Source organism: Streptomyces oryzae, assembly GCF_017676365.1.
Taxonomy (GTDB): Bacteria; Actinomycetota; Actinomycetes; order Streptomycetales; family Streptomycetaceae; genus Streptomyces; species Streptomyces oryzae.
Window position 1 is genome coordinate 20,691 of record NZ_JADKMA010000050.1, and the last position, 19,424, is coordinate 40,114.

General features: G+C 66.5%; 13 protein-coding genes and 2 pseudogenes. 10 read left to right on the forward strand and 5 right to left on the reverse strand.

The window, feature by feature from the left end; all coding sequences use genetic code 11:
• Nucleotide 1 precedes the first annotated feature (1 nt).
• The 3 genes from ITI46_RS12350 to ITI46_RS12360 all read left to right on the forward strand — a co-directional run bounded on the left by ITI46_RS12350 (nt 2) and on the right by ITI46_RS12360 (nt 3,787).
• On the forward strand, nt 2-958 hold the full coding sequence (locus ITI46_RS12350; RefSeq protein ID WP_307808147.1) for an ABC transporter permease: 957 nt from the start codon (nt 2-4) through the stop codon (nt 956-958).
• Complete coding sequence (locus tag ITI46_RS12355; RefSeq protein ID WP_209239544.1) at nt 955-1,827, forward strand: ABC transporter permease; 873 nt, start codon at nt 955-957, stop codon at nt 1,825-1,827. Before ITI46_RS12350 ends, ITI46_RS12355 begins: the two co-directional genes overlap by 4 nt.
• 259 nt (nt 1,828-2,086) lie before the next feature.
• Entirely contained in the window at nt 2,087-3,787 is a 1,701-nt protein-coding gene (locus tag ITI46_RS12360; protein WP_307808149.1) for an ATP-binding cassette domain-containing protein, read from the forward strand.
• 151 nt (nt 3,788-3,938) lie between these two features.
• Here the strand turns inward: ITI46_RS12360 and ITI46_RS12365 are convergent.
• Nucleotides 3,939-4,433 (reverse strand): annotated as a pseudogene (locus tag ITI46_RS12365) (transposase); the annotation flags it as partial.
• On the opposite strand from ITI46_RS12365, the gene ITI46_RS12370 reads away from it, so the two are divergent.
• From ITI46_RS12370 to ITI46_RS12390, 5 genes are all read left to right on the forward strand, one after another.
• Entirely contained in the window at nt 4,344-5,366 is a 1,023-nt protein-coding gene (locus tag ITI46_RS12370; RefSeq protein ID WP_307808148.1) for an IS110 family transposase, read from the forward strand. The pseudogene ITI46_RS12365 and the gene ITI46_RS12370 overlap by 90 nt on opposite strands.
• A gap of 95 nt (nt 5,367-5,461) precedes the next feature.
• A complete protein-coding gene (locus ITI46_RS12375) occupies nt 5,462-6,706 on the forward strand; it encodes a M20 metallopeptidase family protein (protein WP_209239547.1) in 1,245 nt (414 codons plus the stop codon).
• A 51-nt stretch (nt 6,707-6,757) separates the two neighbouring features.
• Nucleotides 6,758-8,068: an NAD(P)/FAD-dependent oxidoreductase gene (locus tag ITI46_RS12380; protein WP_209239548.1), complete on the forward strand. Its 1,311-nt coding sequence runs from the start codon at nt 6,758-6,760 to the stop codon at nt 8,066-8,068.
• A 10-nt stretch (nt 8,069-8,078) separates the two neighbouring features.
• Complete coding sequence (locus tag ITI46_RS12385) at nt 8,079-9,779, forward strand: DUF885 domain-containing protein (protein ID WP_209239549.1); 1,701 nt, start codon at nt 8,079-8,081, stop codon at nt 9,777-9,779.
• A gap of 115 nt (nt 9,780-9,894) precedes the next feature.
• Nucleotides 9,895-11,115: a PucR family transcriptional regulator gene (locus ITI46_RS12390; RefSeq protein ID WP_209239550.1), complete on the forward strand. Its 1,221-nt coding sequence runs from the start codon at nt 9,895-9,897 to the stop codon at nt 11,113-11,115.
• Between the two features lie 97 nt (nt 11,116-11,212).
• Here the strand turns inward: ITI46_RS12390 and ITI46_RS12395 are convergent.
• Together ITI46_RS12395 and ITI46_RS12400 are read right to left on the reverse strand one after the other, a co-directional pair.
• Nucleotides 11,213-11,467: pseudogene (locus tag ITI46_RS12395) on the reverse strand (transposase); the annotation flags it as partial.
• A 90-nt stretch (nt 11,468-11,557) separates the two neighbouring features.
• Entirely contained in the window at nt 11,558-12,715 is a 1,158-nt protein-coding gene (locus ITI46_RS12400; RefSeq protein ID WP_209239551.1) for an FAD-dependent monooxygenase, read from the reverse strand.
• Nucleotides 12,716-12,787: 72 nt separating this feature from the next.
• Between ITI46_RS12400 and ITI46_RS12405 the strand changes: the two genes are divergently transcribed.
• The gene (locus ITI46_RS12405) at nt 12,788-13,345 is read left to right on the forward strand and encodes a TetR/AcrR family transcriptional regulator (protein ID WP_209239552.1); all 558 of its coding nucleotides are present in this window, start codon (nt 12,788-12,790) and stop codon (nt 13,343-13,345) included.
• 21 nt (nt 13,346-13,366) lie between these two features.
• On the opposite strand, the gene ITI46_RS12410 is transcribed toward ITI46_RS12405, so the two are convergent.
• Nucleotides 13,367-14,206 carry an IS5 family transposase gene (locus tag ITI46_RS12410; RefSeq protein WP_209239553.1) on the reverse strand — a complete coding sequence of 280 codons (840 nt, stop codon included), beginning with the start codon at nt 14,204-14,206 and terminating at the stop codon, nt 13,367-13,369.
• Between the two features lie 501 nt (nt 14,207-14,707).
• Between ITI46_RS12410 and ITI46_RS12415 the strand changes: the two genes are divergently transcribed.
• Nucleotides 14,708-17,614: a SpoIIE family protein phosphatase gene (locus ITI46_RS12415; RefSeq protein WP_209239554.1), complete on the forward strand. Its 2,907-nt coding sequence runs from the start codon at nt 14,708-14,710 to the stop codon at nt 17,612-17,614.
• A 145-nt stretch (nt 17,615-17,759) separates the two neighbouring features.
• Here the strand turns inward: ITI46_RS12415 and ITI46_RS12420 are convergent, their stop codons facing one another.
• Nucleotides 17,760-19,136 (reverse strand): IS1380 family transposase, encoded by a 1,377-nt coding sequence (locus ITI46_RS12420; RefSeq protein ID WP_209239555.1) that lies wholly within the window; start codon nt 19,134-19,136, stop codon nt 17,760-17,762.
• Nucleotides 19,137-19,424: the final 288 nt, after the last annotated feature.

A 19,424-nucleotide genomic window follows, 5' to 3' on the forward strand; every position in this document is an offset into this window, starting at 1 on the left:
GGTGAAATTCTTGAGATGGACGGTACTGCGATTGCTGACGGCAGCAGTCCAGCTTCTGGCGCTCTCGATCGTGATCTTCAGTGTGCTCTACCTGACGCCCGGCAAGCCGGAGCAGATTCTGCTGGGCACACAAGCGGGCACAAGCCCTGCGGCGCTCGCGGCAATCCGGGAAAAATACCATCTCAATGAGCCCCTGGTGAACCAGTATGGACTATGGCTGAGGGACGCGGCGCATTTCGACTTCGGCAGGTCGATCCAGACTGGTCAGACGGTGACGAGCGCGATAAGCGAGAGGCTCCCGGTCACGATCTTCCTCACGGCTTTCGCGCTGGCGCTGGTCGTGCTGATCGCGGTGCCACTCGGACTGATCGCCGGCACCCGGGTGGGCACGTTCACGGACCGCCTCATCACACTGGTGATCACCGTCGGTTTCAGCGCCCCCGCCTTCGCCGTCGGCATCGGAGCCCTTTACGTCTTCGGTGTCATCCTCCGCTGGTTCCCCATGTACGGCGCGGGAGACGGTTTCGTCGACAGGCTGTGGCATCTGAGCCTGCCGGCGGCGACCTTGGCCCTGACGGTCATCGCCGTGATCGCCCGGCAGACGAGAGCCACGGCTCTCAAGACCAACGATCAGGACTTCATGATGTTCGCGCGGGTCCGCGGACTGTCCTGGCACCAGGTGGTGGGGCGCTATCTCCTGCGCAACAGCTCACTCCCGGTGGTGACGTCACTCGGTCTGGTGCTCGCCTACTTTCTGACCGGCACGGTAATAGTCGAGCAAACGTTCGCATTGCAGGGCATCGCTTCGTTGCTCGTGAGCGCGATCGGCACGAAGGACGTCCCCATGGTCCAGTGCCTTGCTCTGCTGGCGGCACTCTTCGTGCTGCTCTCCAACCTGTTGACCGACATGGTGTGTGTGATCCTCGATCCTCGGCTACGCAGGAAGGCTTTCGCATGAGCCTGCAGTTTCTTGCACCCAAGCCGTCGGCAGGTCCCCGGCGGATACGAAGCGAGCGACCGACCGCACTCGTCCTGCTGTCACTGTGCTGCCTTGCAGCACTCGCGATGGCCGCCCTCCTCGGACGCCGGCTGGCGCCCACGGACCCCGCCCGGCAGAACCTCTCCGAGTCGGGACTGCCGCCGGGTAGCGCTCACCTGCTGGGCACGGACAGCTTCGGCCGCGACATCCTGTCCCGCGTGCTGGTGGGGGCTCGCCCCGCACTGGAGGGACCCTGCATAGTCGCCCTGTGCGCGACGGCGGCCGCGGTGGTCCTCGGCCTGCTCGCGGGCTTCCGGGGCGGCTGGATCGAGGCGGTCATCATGCGGGCCGCCGACATGGTGCTCGCCCTACCCGCACTGCTGGTCGTCATCGTGACGGTCGGGCTGTTCACAGGCGGTTACTGGCTTGCCGTCGTCATGCTGATCGTCCTCACCGCGCCGAGCGGCACCCGGGTCATCCGTTCCGCGGTACTCGCACAGCGCACGCTGCCCTACATCGAGGCAGCACGCACGGTGGGTGTCACCAACCGAAGACTGATGTTCGTGCACATCCTGCCTAACATCTCCGCCACTGTGGTCGCCTCCCTGCTGCTCGACTTCGTCGGATCGCTGATCGCTCTGTCGTCTCTGTCCTTCTTGGGGCTCGGTTCGCCGCCTGGGACCCCGGACTGGGGGAAGATGCTGGTTGAGAACCGCGGACTCCTGGAGCAGAACCCCTCAGCCGCCGTCGCACCGGCGGTGCTGCTGATCGTCGCGGCCTTTTCCATGACCGTCCTGGGCGACTGGGCCTACTCCCGTCTTGAGGAGGGCAAGAATGTCCGCGACTAGGGGGCTGCTGACGGTGCTCATCCGTGGCAGAAGGCACGGGGCCTGGCTTCTGCGAGCACAAGGCGGAGGAGAGGCGCGCGGAGCGTCGCCGACCGACGACAAGGTCGCGAGCGCCGCCATAGTTCGCGCCTCTGAGGAGCCCCTTGGCACCGGGTCCGACGGCGCCGCAAAGGTCCAACAGCGGCCCTCTCGTGCCTGCCGGCCGCATCCGGCGGACGCGAGCGCCTGGCCAGGTGACGGCCCGGAGGACTTGCTGACGGTGAAGGACTTGCGAGTGGTCAACGCCCGATCCGGGCGGCCGCTGGTGAAGGGCGTCAGCTTCGCGGTCGGGCGCGGCGAGACCGTGGCGCTGGTCGGAGAGTCGGGGTCCGGCAAGTCACTGACGGCGAAGGCGCTAATGGACTTGGTTCCCACCGGGCTCAGCTGCTCCGGTTCGGCCAGGCTGCTGGACACCGACCTGATCACCGCAGGACAACGGAAGCTACGGCGACTGCGAGGCAGCGGCGTGAGCTTGTTGCTCCAGGACCCCTTCACAATGCTCAACCCGCTGATCCGGGTGAGGACTGTGCTGGGGGAGACACTGCCGGCATCCCCAGCGGGAACACCACGGCGATCCCGTGCACAGGTGACGGAAGAGATCGACCGGCGACTGGCGGAAGTGGGCATCGCCATGGCCGGTGCGGCAAGGGCGTACCCGTGGGAGCTGTCGGGCGGGATGCGCCAGCGAGTAGGTCTGGCCGCGGCCATTGCCAAGGAGCCGGTTCTCCTGATCGCCGACGAGCCGACCACCGCACTGGATGCCACCACCCAGCGGGAGGTGCTGCGTCTGCTTCGGCGCATCCAGCGATCTCACGGTATGGGGCTGCTGCTGATCACCCACGACTTGCAGGTGGCGTTCGCGATGAGCGACCGAGTCCTCGTGATCTCCGACGGTGAGCTGGTGGAACAGGGCGAGCCTCAAGAATTGATCGAAAACCCCCAGACCGAGTACACGAAGCAACTGCTCGCCGCCGAACTGCCGCTGCACCACCGGCGGCAAGAGCTGCTGTCGCGTGGAGCGACGGCCGAAGTGACCGAACACTCGACGGTCGATCCCTCTGAACGGAGCAGTCCGGCGACGGGCGACTCGGCCGCCGAGGCCCTCACGATGCCCGATTCCTCCGCGTTGCTACGGGTCCGCGGGCTGAAGAAAACCTTCACCCCCAGTCACGGAAGGGAGGTGTGGGCGCTCCAGGGCATCGACATGGACCTCCGGCACGGCAGGAGCGTTGGCGTGATCGGAGAGTCCGGGTCGGGCAAGACCACACTCGCACGGTGCCTGCTGGGCCTGGAAACGCCGACGTCCGGCACCATCGAGGCCGACTCCATACGACTGGACCTGCCCGGTCCCCGCAGCCGCCAACGGTCCGCCCGGGCCAGGGAGCTGATCCAGTGCGTCTTCCAGGATCCCTACTCCTCCCTGAACCCCTCCCACCGCGTCGGCTACATCCTCGGCGAAGCCATCCGGCTCAGAACGGATGGCAGAGTCGCCGCTAAGGAAGTGAAGTCGGAGGCCAGCCGGCTCCTGGCGCAGGTCGGCCTCCCGGCCAGCCTTCTCGACCGCCGGCCACCGACTCTGTCGGGTGGTCAACGCCAACGCATCGCAGTCGCCCGTGCGCTGGCGATGCGCCCGCGCGTCCTTGTCTGCGACGAACCCGTGGCCGCTCTTGACTTCTCGGTCCAAGCCCAGGTGCTGCAGGTCCTGCGCGATGTTCAAACATCCGGGGTCAGCCTGCTGCTTATCACCCATGACCTCACCGTTGCCCGCCAGATGACGGACGAACTTGTCGTCCTTCACCGCGGGGAGGTCGTCGAGCGTGGGCTCACCGCAGAGGTGATCGACCACCCCCAGCACGAGTACACCCAGCGCCTGATCGCCGCGGTACCCACGGGAAGCCCCGACTGGCTCGCTGAGCGCTGACCGCAGCCCACGTACGCCGCCGCCCGCTTGATCGGGGGCCGGACCTCTATGTCCGGATGCACTTTCCCCCGCCCATTTCGCCTTCCTCCCCAGCACCGAGAGGATTCCCAATGAAGTTGCCAAGCCGGGGTGGTGACAATCCGTGAGTGTTTCACCCCAGTACGACAGGTGGCGGGCTGATCTCGAAGGTCCGGCCGTCGCGTATGAGGGCCCACAGGACGTTGACCCGGCGACGTGCAAGGGCGATGACGGCCTGCCTGTGGCTCTTCTTCTCCGCTCTCTTCGGGTCGTAGAACGCCTTGGACATGGGGCGGCACCGGATCGCGACCAGCGAGGGCATGTAGACGACACGCAGGAGGCGCCGCCAGTAGCGCCGAGGTCTGCGCAAGTTGCCGCTGACACGCCCGGAGTCCTTGGGCACGGGTGCGAGGCCCGCGACACCAGCGAGACGGTCAGGGCTTCCGAAGACGTTCAGGTCGCCGCCGGTGTGAGCGATGAGCTCGGCCCCGGGAACGGGGCCCAGGCCGGGCATGCTCAGGATTGCTTCGGCGTAGAGGTGGTCGCGAAACCGCCCCTCGATCAGGGCGTCGGTCTCGGCGATCTCCTCATCAAGGGCCATCACCTCCCTCGCCAGCTTGGCCGCCACCTGGCCACGGCAGCGTTCCCCACCACGCCCGACGGTTACCACCGTCTGCTGGAGTGGCTTCGTGCGCACGGCGAGGTCCGCGCCGTCGGAGTTGAGGGGACCGGCGCCTACGGCTCCGAACTCGCCCGGTTCCTGCGCACGAACGAGGTCACCGTCGTGGACATGGACCGCCCCGACCGCAAGGCCCGGCGGGCCAACGGCAATTCCGACTCTGTCGACGCCTACGCGCCCGCGACCGCCGTCCTGTCCGGTCGAGCGAACGGCCGGCCGAAGACCCGCGACGGCATTGTCGAGGCCATCCGGTCCCTTCGGGTAGTCCGCCACTTGGCCATCAAGTCCCGCACCCAGACGATCAACCAGATCCGCACCCTCATCGTCTCCGCCCCCGCAGAGGTACGCGAACGCCTGCGCCGCCTGCCCATCTACCATCTGATCGCGCAGCTTGCCCGCTCCCGCCTCGGCGCCGACCTCGCCGACCCGATCTGCGCGGTCCGGACCGCGCTGCGGCGTCTTGCCCGCCGTTATCAGCACCTCACCGAGGAGATAGCCGAGGCCGACGCCGAACTCGAACCGCTGATCGCGCAGGCGGCCCCTGGCCTGGTCGAGCTGGTCGGTGTCGGCACCGAGACGGCTGCTCAGCTCCTGATCACCGCCGGCGACAATCCCGACCGGCTGAAGTCCGAAGCCTCCGTCGCCCACCTCTGCGGAGCGTCCCCGATCTCCGCCAGTTCGGGACGGACCAACCGCCACCGTCTCAACCGCGGCGGCGGCCGCCAGGCCAACCACGCTCTCCGCACGATCGCCTCGTGCGGATGCGCTACGACCCCCGCACACGGCTCTATGTCGCGCGACGCACGGCCGAAGGCACGTCAAAGAAGGACATCTTCCGCTGCCTCAAACGCTTCATTGCGCGCGAGGTCTACAAGTACCTGACCAGCACGAACATCCCACCGCACCATCTCCTACTGAGTACTTGACGATCGATAGGAGCTTCCGGAATCAACCCGCCAGCAACGTAAGGAGGCACAGTGAGCCACCCCAGCGACCGCGCACCAGACACCGGCTATCTGACGGACATACGTCGTGCTCTGCACCAAGTCCCCGAAGTGGGCCTGCACTTGCCGCGCACCCAGGCACTCGTACTCGAGGCGCTCTCGGGCCTCGGCCTCGACATCGCCACAGGCGTCAACTGCTCATCAGTGGTCGGCGTGCTGCGAGGCGACGCAGATGTCGCCGATGCCGAACGGCGATGCGTTCTGCTCCGCGGAGACATGGACGGACTTCCGATCCGGGAAGCAGTCGATGTGGAGTTCCGATCCCGGCACGACGGTGCCATGCATGCCTGTGGCCACGATCTCCACACCGCCATGCTGATTGGCGCGGCAGCGACCTTGGCGGGGCAGCGCGAGAGGCTTCCCGGCGATGTCGTCTTCATGTTCCAGCCGGGCGAGGAGGGCTTCGACGGAGCGGCTGTGATGATCGAGGAGGGAGTGCTGGATGCTGCGGGGCGGCGCCCGGATGCCGCGTGGGCTCTCCATGTCATGTCGGGAATGCTGCCGCGCCGGGTGATCGCAGGCAGAGCGGGTCCGATGCTGGCCGCCAGCAATGAACTGCGGGTCACCGTCCACGGCGTCGGTGGGCACGGCTCCGCTCCCCACCGGGCGAGGAACCCGATCTCTGCCGCAGCGGAGATGGTGAGCGCTCTGCACGCACTGGTCTCAAGGACCACATCGGCCTTCGAGCCGGCGGTACTCAACGTGGGCGAGTTCCATGCGGGAACCATGACGAACATCATTCCGCCGCAGGCCTGCTTTTCGGCGACCGTCCGATGCTTCAGCGACGAGGTGCTCGATCAGCTGGAAGCGGATTGCAGACGCGTGTGCCACGGTGTCGCCACCGCACACCGGCTGGAGGCGGAGGTGGAGTTCGAGCGGCTCTATCCGGTAACTCTCAACGACCCCTCCGCAGTCGCGTTCGCCGCGGACGTCATTGACGACATGTTCGGGAGCAGCCGCCGCGAGACCATGACCACTCCGGTCGCGGGCGCTGAGGACTTCTCGCGGATTCTGCAGGCCGTTCCGGGCGGCATGTTCTTCCTGGGCGCGTCGGACACGGAGGACTGGCAGAACGCTCCCGACAACCACTCGCCGCACGTGGTGTTCGACGAAACCGTCCTTCCCGATGGCGCCTCCTTTCTCAGCGAACTCGCCCTGCGCTCCCTCACCGATGCGGCTTCGCTCGGGCAGTCCGGATTTCCCCGGCAGCGTTCCTGAGCGGCACAAAGTGAACCCCGTCCCGCCTCATCCGCACTGACTGGAGTTGTCATGGCAAATGTCACAGCTGACGTGATCATCGTAGGTGCCGGCGTCATCGGCTCCGCCACGGCGTTCGAACTGTCAAAACTGGGGCTACGCGTCACCGTCGTGGACAAGACCGGAGGCGTGGGATTCGGGTCGACCAGCGCATCAAGTGCTGTCATCCGTTTCACCTTCTCCACCTGGGACAGCGTCGCGACGGCATGGGAGTCGAAACACTACTGGGAGGGCTGGACCGAGTACCTCGGTCACCGTGACGAATCCGGTATGGCGTCCTACATACGTACTGGTGTGGTGACACTCGACGCGCCGGTCGTGCCGACCCGACGGATGACCGATCACTTCGACCGGATCGGTGTCCCCTACGAGATATGGGATGCCGAGACTCTCCGAACCCGTGTCCCCGCCGTCGACGTGGGCGCGTACTGGCCGCCGAAATCCCTCGACGACGAAAGGTTCTTCGAGGAGGCCACCGGAGAACTGGGCGCTCTGTACACGCCCGATGGGGGCTTCGTCGACGACCCGCAACTGGCAGCGCATAACCTGGCCGCCGCCGCGCAGAATCTGGGCTGCACATTCCTGTTCAGGCAGACCGTCATCCAGGTCGACCGGAATTCTCAGAAGGTGCTCGGCGTCACCCTGGAGGACGGCACACGGCTTGCCGCGCCTGTCGTCGTGAATGCCGCCGGGCCGTGGTCCGGTGCGTTGAACGACCTGGCCGGGGTGGGGGGCGATTTCAGCGTGAGCGTGCGCCCGATGCGTCAGGAGGTGCACCAGGTCGCGGCCCCTGCCGCGTACGGCTCGCAGGCCCTGCCCGGACCGACGATCGGCGATCTGGACCTCGGCACATATATGCGTGCAGCCGCAGGCCGCCATCTCCTTGTCGGCGGTACCGAGCCCGAGTGCGACCCGCTCGAATGGATTGACGACCCCGACCAGGCCGATCCTCGTCCGACCTCGCGACGCTTCCAGGCACAGGTCACTCGGGCCGCGAGACGCATCCCCGGCCTGACAGTCCCCAACACACCGCAGGGCGTCGCAGGGGTATACGATGTCGCGGAGGATTGGACGCCCATTTACGATCGCACCGCCCTGGACGGGTATTACGTCGCAATGGGTACGAGTGGAAATCAATTCAAGAACGCCCCCCTGGCCGGTCGCTTCATGGCCGCTCTCATCAGTGGCGGGAAATCAGGGCGGAACCACGATGTCGAGCCTCTTGGCTATCCTTGCGAGTACACAGAGCACGTGATAAACCTCGGCGCGTTCTCACGCAAGCGCTCCGTCAACAAACTCTCGTCCAGCACAGTGATGGGTTGATGTGGTCACGGTGAACACGCAAGCGACTCCAGCGCGGCGGATCGCCGATGCCGCCGAGGATTACTGGAAGCTCCTACTCGACTTCGATCCGGAGTTGCGGACACGCGCCGGACTGCCCGTCGAACGGCTGCCGACACGGAGCCACACAGAAGTGGCCCGACGGGCGACCGACACACGGGGAATCGTCAGCCGGTTGGCAGACCTGGACCCAGACCTGCTCAGCGGTTCCGACGCGGACACACTCCGCATTCTACGGTTCCTCGCCGATGCGGGCGACGGCGAGGCTCGCCACTTCTGGCCGACACCGTCAGCTACGCCATACCAGATCCTGGGACTTTCGCGCTACCACAGCACGGTCTTTCTACCTCATCGGTTCAGCACCGCCGCAGACGTGGATCGCTATCTCGATCTCGTGTACCAATACGCCCGCTGCTTCGACGCTCTGGCCGCGACCGTCCGCGAACAGGCACACCGAGGCGTAGTGATCGCCAGTCCCGCGCTCCAGGCAGCGGATGCGACATTCCGCGGGCTCCGGCGCACCGCCGAAGAGACGCTGCGGGTTGACGGTGCCCGACTGACCGCGTTGGGGGCGGCTGAGTCGGGGCGTCTCACCGATGGCATCGCGAAGGCCCTCGGCACCGAGGTACTCCCGTCCATCGAGCGGATGCTGGCCACCCTCGGCTCCACCGACTACAAAGCCGCAGCGCCCGCGCGCGTCGGCCTGGGAGCGTACCCCGGTGGGGAGGCGGCCTACCGCTTCATGGTCTGGCGGGACACAAGTCTGGACACCACCCCGGAACAACTGCACCGTCTCGGTCTGGAGGAATGTCAGCGGCTCGGGGAACGCATACGCGACGTACGAGAGGTCCTTGGGTTCAGTGGTGAGGAGACATCATTCAAGAACTTCCTCAAGACACGCGGCGACCTCTACGCGACCACCCCCGACGAGGTCGAGGAGCGCTACCTGAACTGCATGGCTCGCCTGGAGCCACGGATCGGGGACTACTTCGGTGTGCTACCCAAGGCGCCGTACGGAGTGGCACGGCTGGCGGAGAACCTGGAAGCCGGGCTGACCTACGGCTACTACGAACGGCCGACCGAGGACATGCCGGTAGGGCGTTATCGGTATAACGGATCAGGGCTCGCCGACCGGCCGCTGGTCACCGCTGCCGCCTTGATATACCACGAACTGGCACCAGGGCACCATTTCCATCTCGCGCGGCAGTCCGAGAATGGTTCACTGGCGGACTTCAGAAGGCACACGATGCATTTCGGCGCCTTCATCGAGGGCTGGGCTGAATACGCGAGTGATCTCGGCTGGGAGATGGGTCTGTACGCGGACCCATGGGACGCCTACGGAAGACTGTCGCAAGAGAGGTTCACGGCGGCCAGGCTGGCAGTCGACACGGCGCTCAACTGCGGATGGTGGACCCCGGACCAGGCCCTCGATTTCATGCGGCGCAACACTCACGAGTCCGATGCGCAACTCCGGTCAGAGTTGCTGCGCTACGCCACGGACGTACCCGCGCAGGCACTGGGCTACCGTGCGGGTTCGCTCACCATCGCGCGGCTGCGCAGGAGCTCTGAAGAGCGCCTGGGCCGACGCTTCCGGATACGGGACTTCCACGAGATCGTCCTCGACGGCGGGGCGATGCCACTCACCGCACTGGAGGCGCGGGTGACCCGGGAGCTCCCAGCATCCGAGAGGTGACCACTCAGCCCACATCACGCCGGCTACTGATACGGGTACAATTCCTCGTACCTGCGGCGCACGGTGTTCATGTCCTGGTGATTCGGCTCGATGCCCGTGGCCATGCTCTGGAAATGTGGTGTTCGAGATGGCTGAGCTACAGCGGCTGGTCGAGGATCTCGGCCAGCGCCTGAGCAGGTCAATTGCCCTCGATGATACAGATCTGCGCCTTCTGGCGTACAGCTCTCATGCAGGGGAGGTTGATCCGGCTCGTACCACGTCCATTCTCAAGCGCAAGGTTTCCCGAAGTGTCGTGGACTACGTACGCGAGAAAGGAGCGAGGGGAACTGATAATTTCTTTACCATTCCCGCCCGCCCGGACTTGGGCATAGAAATAGCCAGAATCGGCGTACCGGTGAAATACAGGGGAGCGCTGCTGGGTTTCATGTGGCTCCTGACCTCGGAAGGCGCCGTCGACGATCTCCAGGCGTCCGCCGTGCGCCGGGCAGCCGAAACCGTCGGCCTGATCATCCATCGTGAATATCTGCTCGGCGAGCTCAGCCGTGGACGCGAACGTGAGCTCACGCGCGACCTCCTCGCCGATCAGGCCGAGGTCCGCGCGCAAGCCGCCGAACAGCTCGTCGCGGAGAATCTTTTCTCCCACCGCGCCAGTGCCGCTCTCGTCGTCACGTTGACCCGCGGCAACTCGCCTCTCACCGAACAGGACCGACTCGCGCTGACGGCCGGAGTCGAATTCGGCCGAAGCCGACGCGAACAGCGGCGCGCTCTGACCCTCGAACGCCCGGATCACGCCATCCTGCTGCTGACGGACGACCATCCGACCAAACGTGGAGCCTTGGCCGAACTGGGCACAGGGATCCGCGAAAGAGTATTGGCAGAAGCGGACAGTCACACCTGCTGCTGGATTGGCATCGGCGAACCCCGCACCCGGCTCGAAGACGTTCATGCCTCGTACGCTGACGCACGTCGCGCGGCTGAGGTCGCGAGTGTGGTCCGAGTTCTCGGTTTCGTCGTGCGTTACAGCGAGCTCGGGGTGTACAGCATGCTAGCGGAGCTGCCGCCGGATAGGCTCGCCGACAGCTTGCACCCGGGTCTGCGAGCACTCTTCGAACGCCCGCGTCCGGGCGAGGACGACCTTGTCTTCACCTTGGAGGCGTTCTTCGACAACGCTGGAAATATCAAGCGGACCTCCGAGCAGTTGCGGATCCATCGCACGAGCCTTTACTACAGGCTCAAACGTGTAGAAGAGATCACCGGAGTCGATCTCTCCAGGGGCGACGATAGGCTGTCGCTCCATCTTGGCCTGAAGATCGCTCGCCTCATCGCGATGCACTGACGCGGGAAGTTTCTCTGCGCTCTTGGACACTCTTATTTTCGCATTGTGACAAGTTGGGTACGCGCTTCTCCCAACCATGGGTCTATAGCGGCCCCGCGTGCAGGCGGGGCCAGACTCCGGCCTCGGTCCAGTCCCGCAGCCGGCGCCACGCCGTCACCCCGGAGCAGCCCACGGTTTCCGTCGGGACGTCGCGCCAGGCGACACCGGTCCGCAACACGTACATGACGCCGGCGAGGGCCGCTCGGTCGGGAACGCGCAGTCGCCCGGGGTAGCGGCGGCGCCGCTCGGGAATGGGTGGCAGCAGCGGAGCCACCCGCTTCCACAGGTCGTCCGGAACAAGATCAGCACGCACCCGGACACCCTGCCCATCGTGACGCAAGACCCTCAGCTCGACTTTGTTCCTGAGGGTTTCTGGTGGTGAGTTGGCGGGGCGCGAATCGGATCAGTTCAGCTGCGGTGGGACCCAGGTGTGGTGCCGAAGGATCATGCGTGTTGCGGCACGGGAGGGTGTCAGCCGCATCGCCGTGTTCCGCAGGGTGACGGCCAGTGGGTGGGAGAGCTGCTGGCCCATCCGCCCGGCCCGCCGGGCGGCCCGCGCGACCGCCTGGCTGCGCGGCCGGCGCTCAAAGTCGTAGCGGGCGAGCGCGGCTTCGACGGTGGGCTCGGTGGTGAGCGCGGCGGCCAGGGTGACTGCATCCTCCAGTGCCTGGCAGGCGCCTTGTCCGAGGTTGGGGGTCATCGCGTGTGCCGCGTCGCCGAGCACCGCGATCCGGCCGATCGTGTACGAGGGGAGCGGCGTGCGGAGTTCGTTGATGTCGTGGTGCAGTACGGCGGCGGGCCGGGTCGCGTCGAGCAGGGCGGGAATCGGGTCGTGCCAGTTGTGGAATCGTCGGCGCAGTTCGGCCAGTGGGTCGGCGAACCGCGTCCCGGCGGGGAGGTTGAGGACGGCGTGCCACTCGGCCCGCCCGTCGTGGAAGGCGATGTGCCCGAACTCGGCCCCGTGGCCCCAGGTCAGCTCGAAGTCGGTGCGCAGGTCGACCGCCTGCTCGGTGATGGCGCGTAGCACTGTCGAGCCGCTGTAGGCCGGGCTGGGGTGGGCCGGGAAGAGATGGCTGCGCAGTTTGCTGCCGATGCCGTCGGCCGCCACCACCAGATCGGCGTCCAGGACCGTGCCGCCGCAGCCGATTCGAACCGTCCCGGGGCCGATCTGCTCGACCGAGCCCGCCTCAGAGCCGATCAGCAGTGCCTCGGCGGGCAGGGACTCGCGAAGCAGCCGGTGCAAGGTGGAGCGGGGGATGCCCATGATCGGCGTGCCCACCGTCTTCTCCAGCGCCGAGCCGTCCATCCGGGCCAGCCAACCACCCTGTGGCGTGCGGGTGCCGCCGCTGTACTGGCCTCGTGAGGCATCCCGTACCGCCTCGCCGACGCCGAGTTCGTCCAGTGCCCGCAGGCCGTTGGCGGCCAGTGAGATGCCCGCCCCCGCGTCCTCAAGCATGGACGCGCGCTCGACGACCGTCACTTCCCATCCGATGCGGCGCAGGCCGATCGCGGTGGCCAGCCCGCCGATGCCCCCTCCGACCACCACTGCCGTGTTGCCCATGTCGAACCCTCACCCTTCTACACCTGTAGAAGGGTGAGGCTACCTGAAGCTCTACAGGTGTAGAAAGGAACCATGGCTTCGGATCGACGCACCCTCCTCGCGGACGCGGCTCTCGACGTACTCGCCGCCGAAGGGATCCGCGGCCTGACCCACCGGGCAGTCGACCGCAAAGCCGCCATGCCGCCCGGCACCACGTCGGCGTACTTTCGCACCCGGGTCGCGCTGCTCACCGGACTCGTCACTCGCCTGGTCCAGCTCGACCAGGAGGAACTGCAAACGATGGCCGAGCATCTTCCGCCCATCCGCATCGCCGAGGAACTGGTGGACGGCATGGTGCTGCTCACCCGACAGCGACTCACCGGAGAGGCCCGCCGCCGCTCGCTCGCCCGTTACGCCTGCGCCGTCGAGAGCGTGCGCGACCCCGAGCTGCGCGAGATCCTCGTCCCCCGCGAGAACGCCGGCCGCGAGGCCGTCCGACTGTTCCTCGCCGGTCAGGGCGTGACGGATGTCGAGAACCGCACTCACACCCTGCTGACCTGCATCGACGGGCTGGTCTTCGACCGGCTGGTGAGCGGCGGCGAAGTGCCTCGCGAGGCCCTCGAAGGCCTTGTCGCCGCCGCCCTGCGTTAGTGGGTGTCTGAGAAGCCCCGGTCAGGCTGCTCTTATTGTGCGGTGCAACAGGAGCATGATCGTGGCCAGGTAGACCGCGTTCTCCTGGCTGGCAGGCAGGTACTCGTAGTCCTTGGACAGGCGCCGGTAACGTCCCAACCAGGCGAAACTCCGCTCGATCACCCATCGGCGCGGAACCACCGCGAACATCGGCACCTCGCGCGGTGGAGCATCGGCTTTCGCCCAGGTACTGCGGAATCCGCCATCCTTGCGTTGCGTGATCTGGATGGTGGTCCCGGTCTCTTCGTACACCCGGGCCAGGAAGTCCTGGCCGCGATAGCCCTGATCGGCCCAGAGGTGTTTGAGCCGGGGAAACTTCGCGGCGGAGCGGGCCAGCAGCACTGCGGCGCCGTCCCGGTCGCTGACGTTGGCCGGGCTGACGCAGACGGCCAGGACCAGACCGAGCGTGTCGACCAGCAGGTGCCGCTTGACGCCCAGGACTTTCTTGCCACCGTCGTACCCGTGACGGCCGCCCCGCTCGGTGGCCTTGACGCTCTGGCTGTCCACCACTCCCGCACTCGGGCACGGATCACGCCCCTGACCTGCCCGTTCCCGGGCCCGTAAGACCATGAGAATCTGCTCCCAACGGCCCTCGAGCCGCCACTGCCGCCAGTAGTGGTAGACGGTCTGGTAGGGCGGGAGATCGTGCGGGAGCAGTCGCCAGGCGCAGCCGGCCCGCAGCCAGTACGCGAGCGCGTCGATGATTTCCCGTCGTGGATGCTTGGGCGGGCGTCCACCCGGCTTCGGCGGTGGTACCAGCGGTGCGAGCACCGCCCACTCGGCATCGGACAGGTCCGTCGGATACGCACGCCGCCTGGCCACCCCGCCTCCCCGAAGAGCAGGAACTACCAAGTCACCTGCCCTGACCGGGGCTTCTCAGACACCCACTAACCGACGCAGCCTGCGGTGGTTTGGAGCCTCCCCCTGCAGGGCGACCCCGGAGGACCTACCTCCATCTCTCACACAGCACCGCTTCTGGAAGCTCCTACATCGACGCCTCCTTCAGCGTTCGTGACACACGACCAGCGAAAACGCAGTCGTCTGACTCGGAAAGACAACAGCCTCTCAGCAGTCGAGCACATCGGCTGCTTACGGCCGGGTAAGGCGGAGAAGAAGGGCCGTGCGCTCTGAGTGTGTGCCATGATCAGTGGTGCCAATCACCTGATACATCGCCGTCCGGGCTTACCCGTGACCGGCGGCCGTTCGGGTCACTGCTGGTCTCTACCGGAGGATGAGGGCGGGTATGTCTGATTACTCTCCTTCACGTCGATTTATTTTTTATTCCGTATATCTCTATCCGTTGAGTGGCGGGGCGATGCCGACGTGCTGTGGGGTGTTCAGGACCGCGAGGCGAATCGAAAGCGGTTGGAAACGCTGGCCACCGCTCGAGGTCTCGATGAGGTGGAGCTGCTGCGGCTGGTTCTGCACCACGCTGTAACCGCTGTGGCAGGACTGGGCGGGGTCGCACATCTGGGCCGCAGAACGGATGGCGAGCTACGCCTGGCAGCTATCAGCGGGCTACCGCTCGACGCCGCCCGCGTGTGGGAGCGGATGGCACCGGACGATCCCCACCCTCCCGCCAGGGCTGTTCGCGAGCAGCGCGCCGTTTGGACACCCGAAAATCTCGTCGCTGGGGACACATTGGCCGGTGACGGGATGGAGGCACCCCAGGACGCCGAAGCCGCAGGAGGACCCCCGGTTCCGAAGGTGCCGGCCTGTCCGGGGGCGTGCGGGGCCCTATCGGTACCGATGGCCTTGCCTGCCGGAGGCGTCCTGTCGATCTTCGTCAGCGGGCCGCTCGATGACGAGCAGCAGGAGTTCCTCTGGCAGGTGGCCAAGGTGGCGTCCGAGACCATGGAACATGCCAGGGTCTCCAGTAGCGGCGTACTTCCTTGGTGGCTCGGGTCGGGCTCGCGACTGCGGGAGGCTATGGCCGAGCTCCGTGTCGGCACGTGGGAATGGGATGTGGTCACTGGAGAATTGCTGTTCGATGACGCGGCGATGGAGGTGGTGAGGACCAGCGCAGGCGTGACTCCGGAGATCTGGGACTCCCGTGTCGAGACGTGGTTGCAGCGTGTGCACCCCGACGACGCGCAAGGAGTACTCTCGGCGATCGACCACGCGCTCAATACGGCCACCGTCCTCTCCGTCGAATACCGCGTTGTCTCTCCGGACGGCCGGGTCGGCTGGGTCGAGTTGCGCGGGCACACCACCTACGGCCAGGACGGAACCCCCCTTCGGATGACCGGCACCGGTTGGGACACCACCACCACGCGGGTCACGGAACAAGCGGTAACGCGCATCCTCCGTAACATGCCGGACGCCTTCCTCGTCGTCCTCCCTGGTGACTGGCGCGTCATCTACGCGAACGCCCAGGCTTCCCTTCTGGGGGCCGAGCCCGGGCAACTGGTGGGGCAGGCTCTGTGGGAAACCCACGTCGGCCTGCACCATCTGCAAAGGCACTTCGAGCAGGCGGTCCGGGAAACCCGGCCCATAAGTGTCGACGTCCAGTTGGGCGACACCTGGCAACGCCTGCGTCTGCTCTTCGTGGACCCTCACCTGGTGGTCCAGGTTTCGGACGTGACCGCGGAGGTGGAGGCTGAGAACGCAGCCGCCGAACGAGCGCGGCGGATCACGGCGCTCACCGAGGCACTGGCCAGCGCTCTGACGACGAGCGACGTCGTCGACACAGTCGGAGTACAGATCCTGCCGCCCTTCGCCGCCAGCGGGGCACTCGTGCACGCCACGGTGGGCAGCAACAAGCTGCATCTGGTTGGCCAGGTCGGGTACGAGGCGGCCGCGATCGAGCCCCTGCGTCAACTCGACCACAACACGCTGCTCCCCCAGATGAGACCGCGCTTCTTCAGCAGTCAGGAGGCCGTCGCCGAGCAGGTACCCGCGTTGGCTGAACATACTGCTGGGGACAGCCGCCATGCGTGGGCGTTGCTGCCCCTCATGGCCGAGAACGAGTGCGTGGGCAGCCTACTGCTCGCCTTCGACGAGCCACAGACCTTTCCTCCGGAGAACAAGAGCCTGCTCATCGTGCTGACTGCGCTGGTCGCCCAGGCCCTGGGACGAGCGCGGCTGTACGACGCGGAGCATCGGCGCGCACACCAGTTGCAGCGTGCATTGCTGCCGTCCCAGCTTCCCTCTGCGCCGGCCGTGGCCACGGCCGCCCGCTACCGTCCGGCGAGTGACCCCGCGGAGGTGGGCGGCGACTGGTACGACGCCATTCCCCTCTCCGGGGGAAGAGTCGCTCTCGTCATCGGAGATGTCATGGGGCACGGGGTACGCGAAGCCATCACGATGAGCCGGATGCGCACCGCGGTCTCCACACTCACCACTCTCGATCACCCACCTGAGGAGATGCTCGCCTACCTCAACGACGTGGCATTCGAAGTGGGCGGCGAGCATTACGTCACCTGTATCTACGCCATCTACGATCCGACAACGGGAATGTGCGGTCTTGCCAGCGCCGGCCATCCGCCGCCGGCGCTGCTTCTCCCGGATGGCCGGACCTCGTTCCTGGATGTGCCGAGCGGGCCTCCACTGGGTGCCGCGCAGTTGCCTTACCAGGCGGCTGAGATCTGCATTCCCGAGGGGAGCGTGTTGGTCTTCTACACGGATGGGCTCATCGGCGGCCTCAATTCCGACCCGGACACCGCCACGAGGCAGCTGGCCGATGCAATAAAGGGGTACGCACGGCATGCGGCGACGGTCGGCATGAACGAGGTCGAGCTCGTCGAAGGAATGAGCGAGGCGCTCACCCAGGAGCTGCCGGGCGCCCGGGAAGCGGCTGACGATGCGGCCGTGCTGATCGCCCGCACGCGACGATTCCCGGAGCAAAATCTCGTCGTCCACGACTTGCCCTACGACCCGGCCTCTGCAGGGTTGGCGCGCAAGCTCGTGGCCGAGCATCTGACCAGCTGGGGGCTAGAAAGGCTGATCATGTCCACCGAGCTGATCGTGAGTGAGCTGGTGGGCAATGTGGTCCGGCACTCCGAGGGCCCCATCGGGTTGCGGTTGCTCAAGAGCAACATCCTTACATGTGAGGTGAGTGACGGCAATGAGACCACGCCGCGGCGGCGTCATGCCGCTGTCACCGATGAGGAAGGTCGTGGACTCCAATTGGTCGCCGCCATGTGCGACCGCTGGGGCACGCGCTACATCCCTGGCGGAAAAACGATCTGGACCGAACAGTCACTTGAGGCTAGCCTCGATCTTGCGTGAGGGTCCGCCGACTGAGTCGGCGGACCTTTTGCGTGTTGTGGCAGGTGGTGGGCAGGTCGGTGGCCCGATTGTCGGGTCGGGTGGGCGCCGGGTTCCACTGCTCCGGTCGGGGTGGTGCTGTTCGTAGGGACGGGATTGCTGCTGGTCAGCCGGGGTTGGGCAACAAGGCCAGCCGCTGGAGGGCGCCTGTGATCACGCTGGTCCAGGGCCAGTGCCGGGCGAGGCGGAGGATGCGGCGGCGTCCGGTGGTGGCGAGCTGACCGGCCGCGGTGAACAGACGGAACCGCAGGCGGCGGGGCTCCCAGCAGCGGGCCTTCCCGGTCAGGGCGAGCATCGGCATCCAGGCCAGCAGGTCGAGGGCGATCTGCACGATCTCGAGCCAGATGCGGTTCTGGGCGGTGTCGTGAAGAGGGAGGTTGGTCAAGCCGGTGGCGCGGGCGGCCCGGATGCGGTCTTCTGCACGGGCCCGCAGCCGGTGCCGGAGTTCGAGTTCAGCGATCGGGATGCCCTTGGTGTTGGTGGCGAAGCAGGTCAAGCGCATGCCGTCTGCGTCGGTGATCCGCAACTGGGCGCCGGGGTGGGGCCGTTCCTTGCGGACGATCAGCCGCATGTCTTTCGGCCAGCCCTTCAGGCAGTCACCGTCGAGTTCGGCGACCCAGGCTCCGTCACGGACTTCACCACCGTCCTCGACGGCCGGCGTCCAGGCCGGGGCCGGCACCTTCAACACGTGCTGATGGATCTGTTCGGTGATGGCCATGCCGACCGAGTAGGACAGCCACCGGCCGCGCTGGGCGAGCCAGGCGACGAACTCGTGGGTCCCGCCGGCGGAGTCGGTGCGGATGAGGGTCTGCCGTCCCCGGCGGTAGCTCTTCGGCAACTGGGACAGCGCTTGGCGGGCGGCGGTGATGTGGTCGGCAGCGGTGTTGGAGCCGGCGTTGCCGGGCCGCAGCAGCGCGGCGACGGGTTCGCCGGTTCCGCCGGCCCCGTGGTCGACGAACCCCATCAGCGGGTGGTGTCCGTAGGTCTTCTTCCAGGTCGGAGCGGCGTCCTGCTTGTCGGAGTGCGCGATGACCAGCACTCCGTCCAGGTCGATGGTCACCGTGTGGTCCGCGCTGGGGGCGGCGTCACCCGCCAATTGCCAGACCCGGTCACGTGTTTTGGCCCGCGCGGAACGGATCGCAGACAGGGCCTTCTCGCCGGAAGCGGCGAGGGCGTCGATCAGGCGGGAGACCGTCGGATCGGAGGCAACCGGGCCGAACACTCCCGGCTCGGCCCGCAGCATGGCCACGTCGGCCAGGCAGTCACCACCCAACGCGACCGCGAGTGCCACATCCAGCAGGACCTTCCCCGGGTCGTGGACGGCCCGGGCCTTGCTCCACGGGGCGAGTGTGGCGGACATTGCCTGGTCAAGGCCGCTCTTGCGGACAGTCTCGACGAGCAGAACCGATCCGGCCTGCGAGACGACCTGACGGCCGTCGTCCCGGACACGCACACGTGGGTAGGACCCGATAGGCTGCTTCACCTGGAAAGTGCCTCCGACTGGAGCGGGAACAAGGACCTCAGCAATCCTCATTCTCGCAGGTCAGAGGCACTTTCTGTTTACGTGATCACACATCGGACAGCCCGCTTCATGAAAGCGCGAGGCTAACTGTTGCGGGTCATGAGGTCATGGGCACACCTGACCTAGCCTCGATCTTGCATGAGGGTCCGTCAGCTTGCTGACGGGCCCTTTCGGCTCATTCGGGGGCGGTCATTTCTGCAGGTGGGCAGGTCGGTGGCCCGGCTGTCGCGTCGGGTGGGCGCCGGGTTC

Bases quoted from the DNA above. Each gene is read 5' to 3' on its own strand.
- ITI46_RS12380 (WP_209239548.1), top strand. From the start codon at position 6,758: ATGGCAAATGTCACAGCTGACGTGATCATCGTAGGTGCCGGCGTCATC.
- ITI46_RS12400 (WP_209239551.1), bottom strand. From the start codon at position 12,715: ATGGGCAACACGGCAGTGGTGGTCGGAGGGGGCATCGGCGGGCTGGCC.
- ITI46_RS12405 (WP_209239552.1), top strand. From the start codon at position 12,788: ATGGCTTCGGATCGACGCACCCTCCTCGCGGACGCGGCTCTCGACGTA.
- ITI46_RS12355 (WP_209239544.1), top strand. From the start codon at position 955: ATGAGCCTGCAGTTTCTTGCACCCAAGCCGTCGGCAGGTCCCCGGCGG.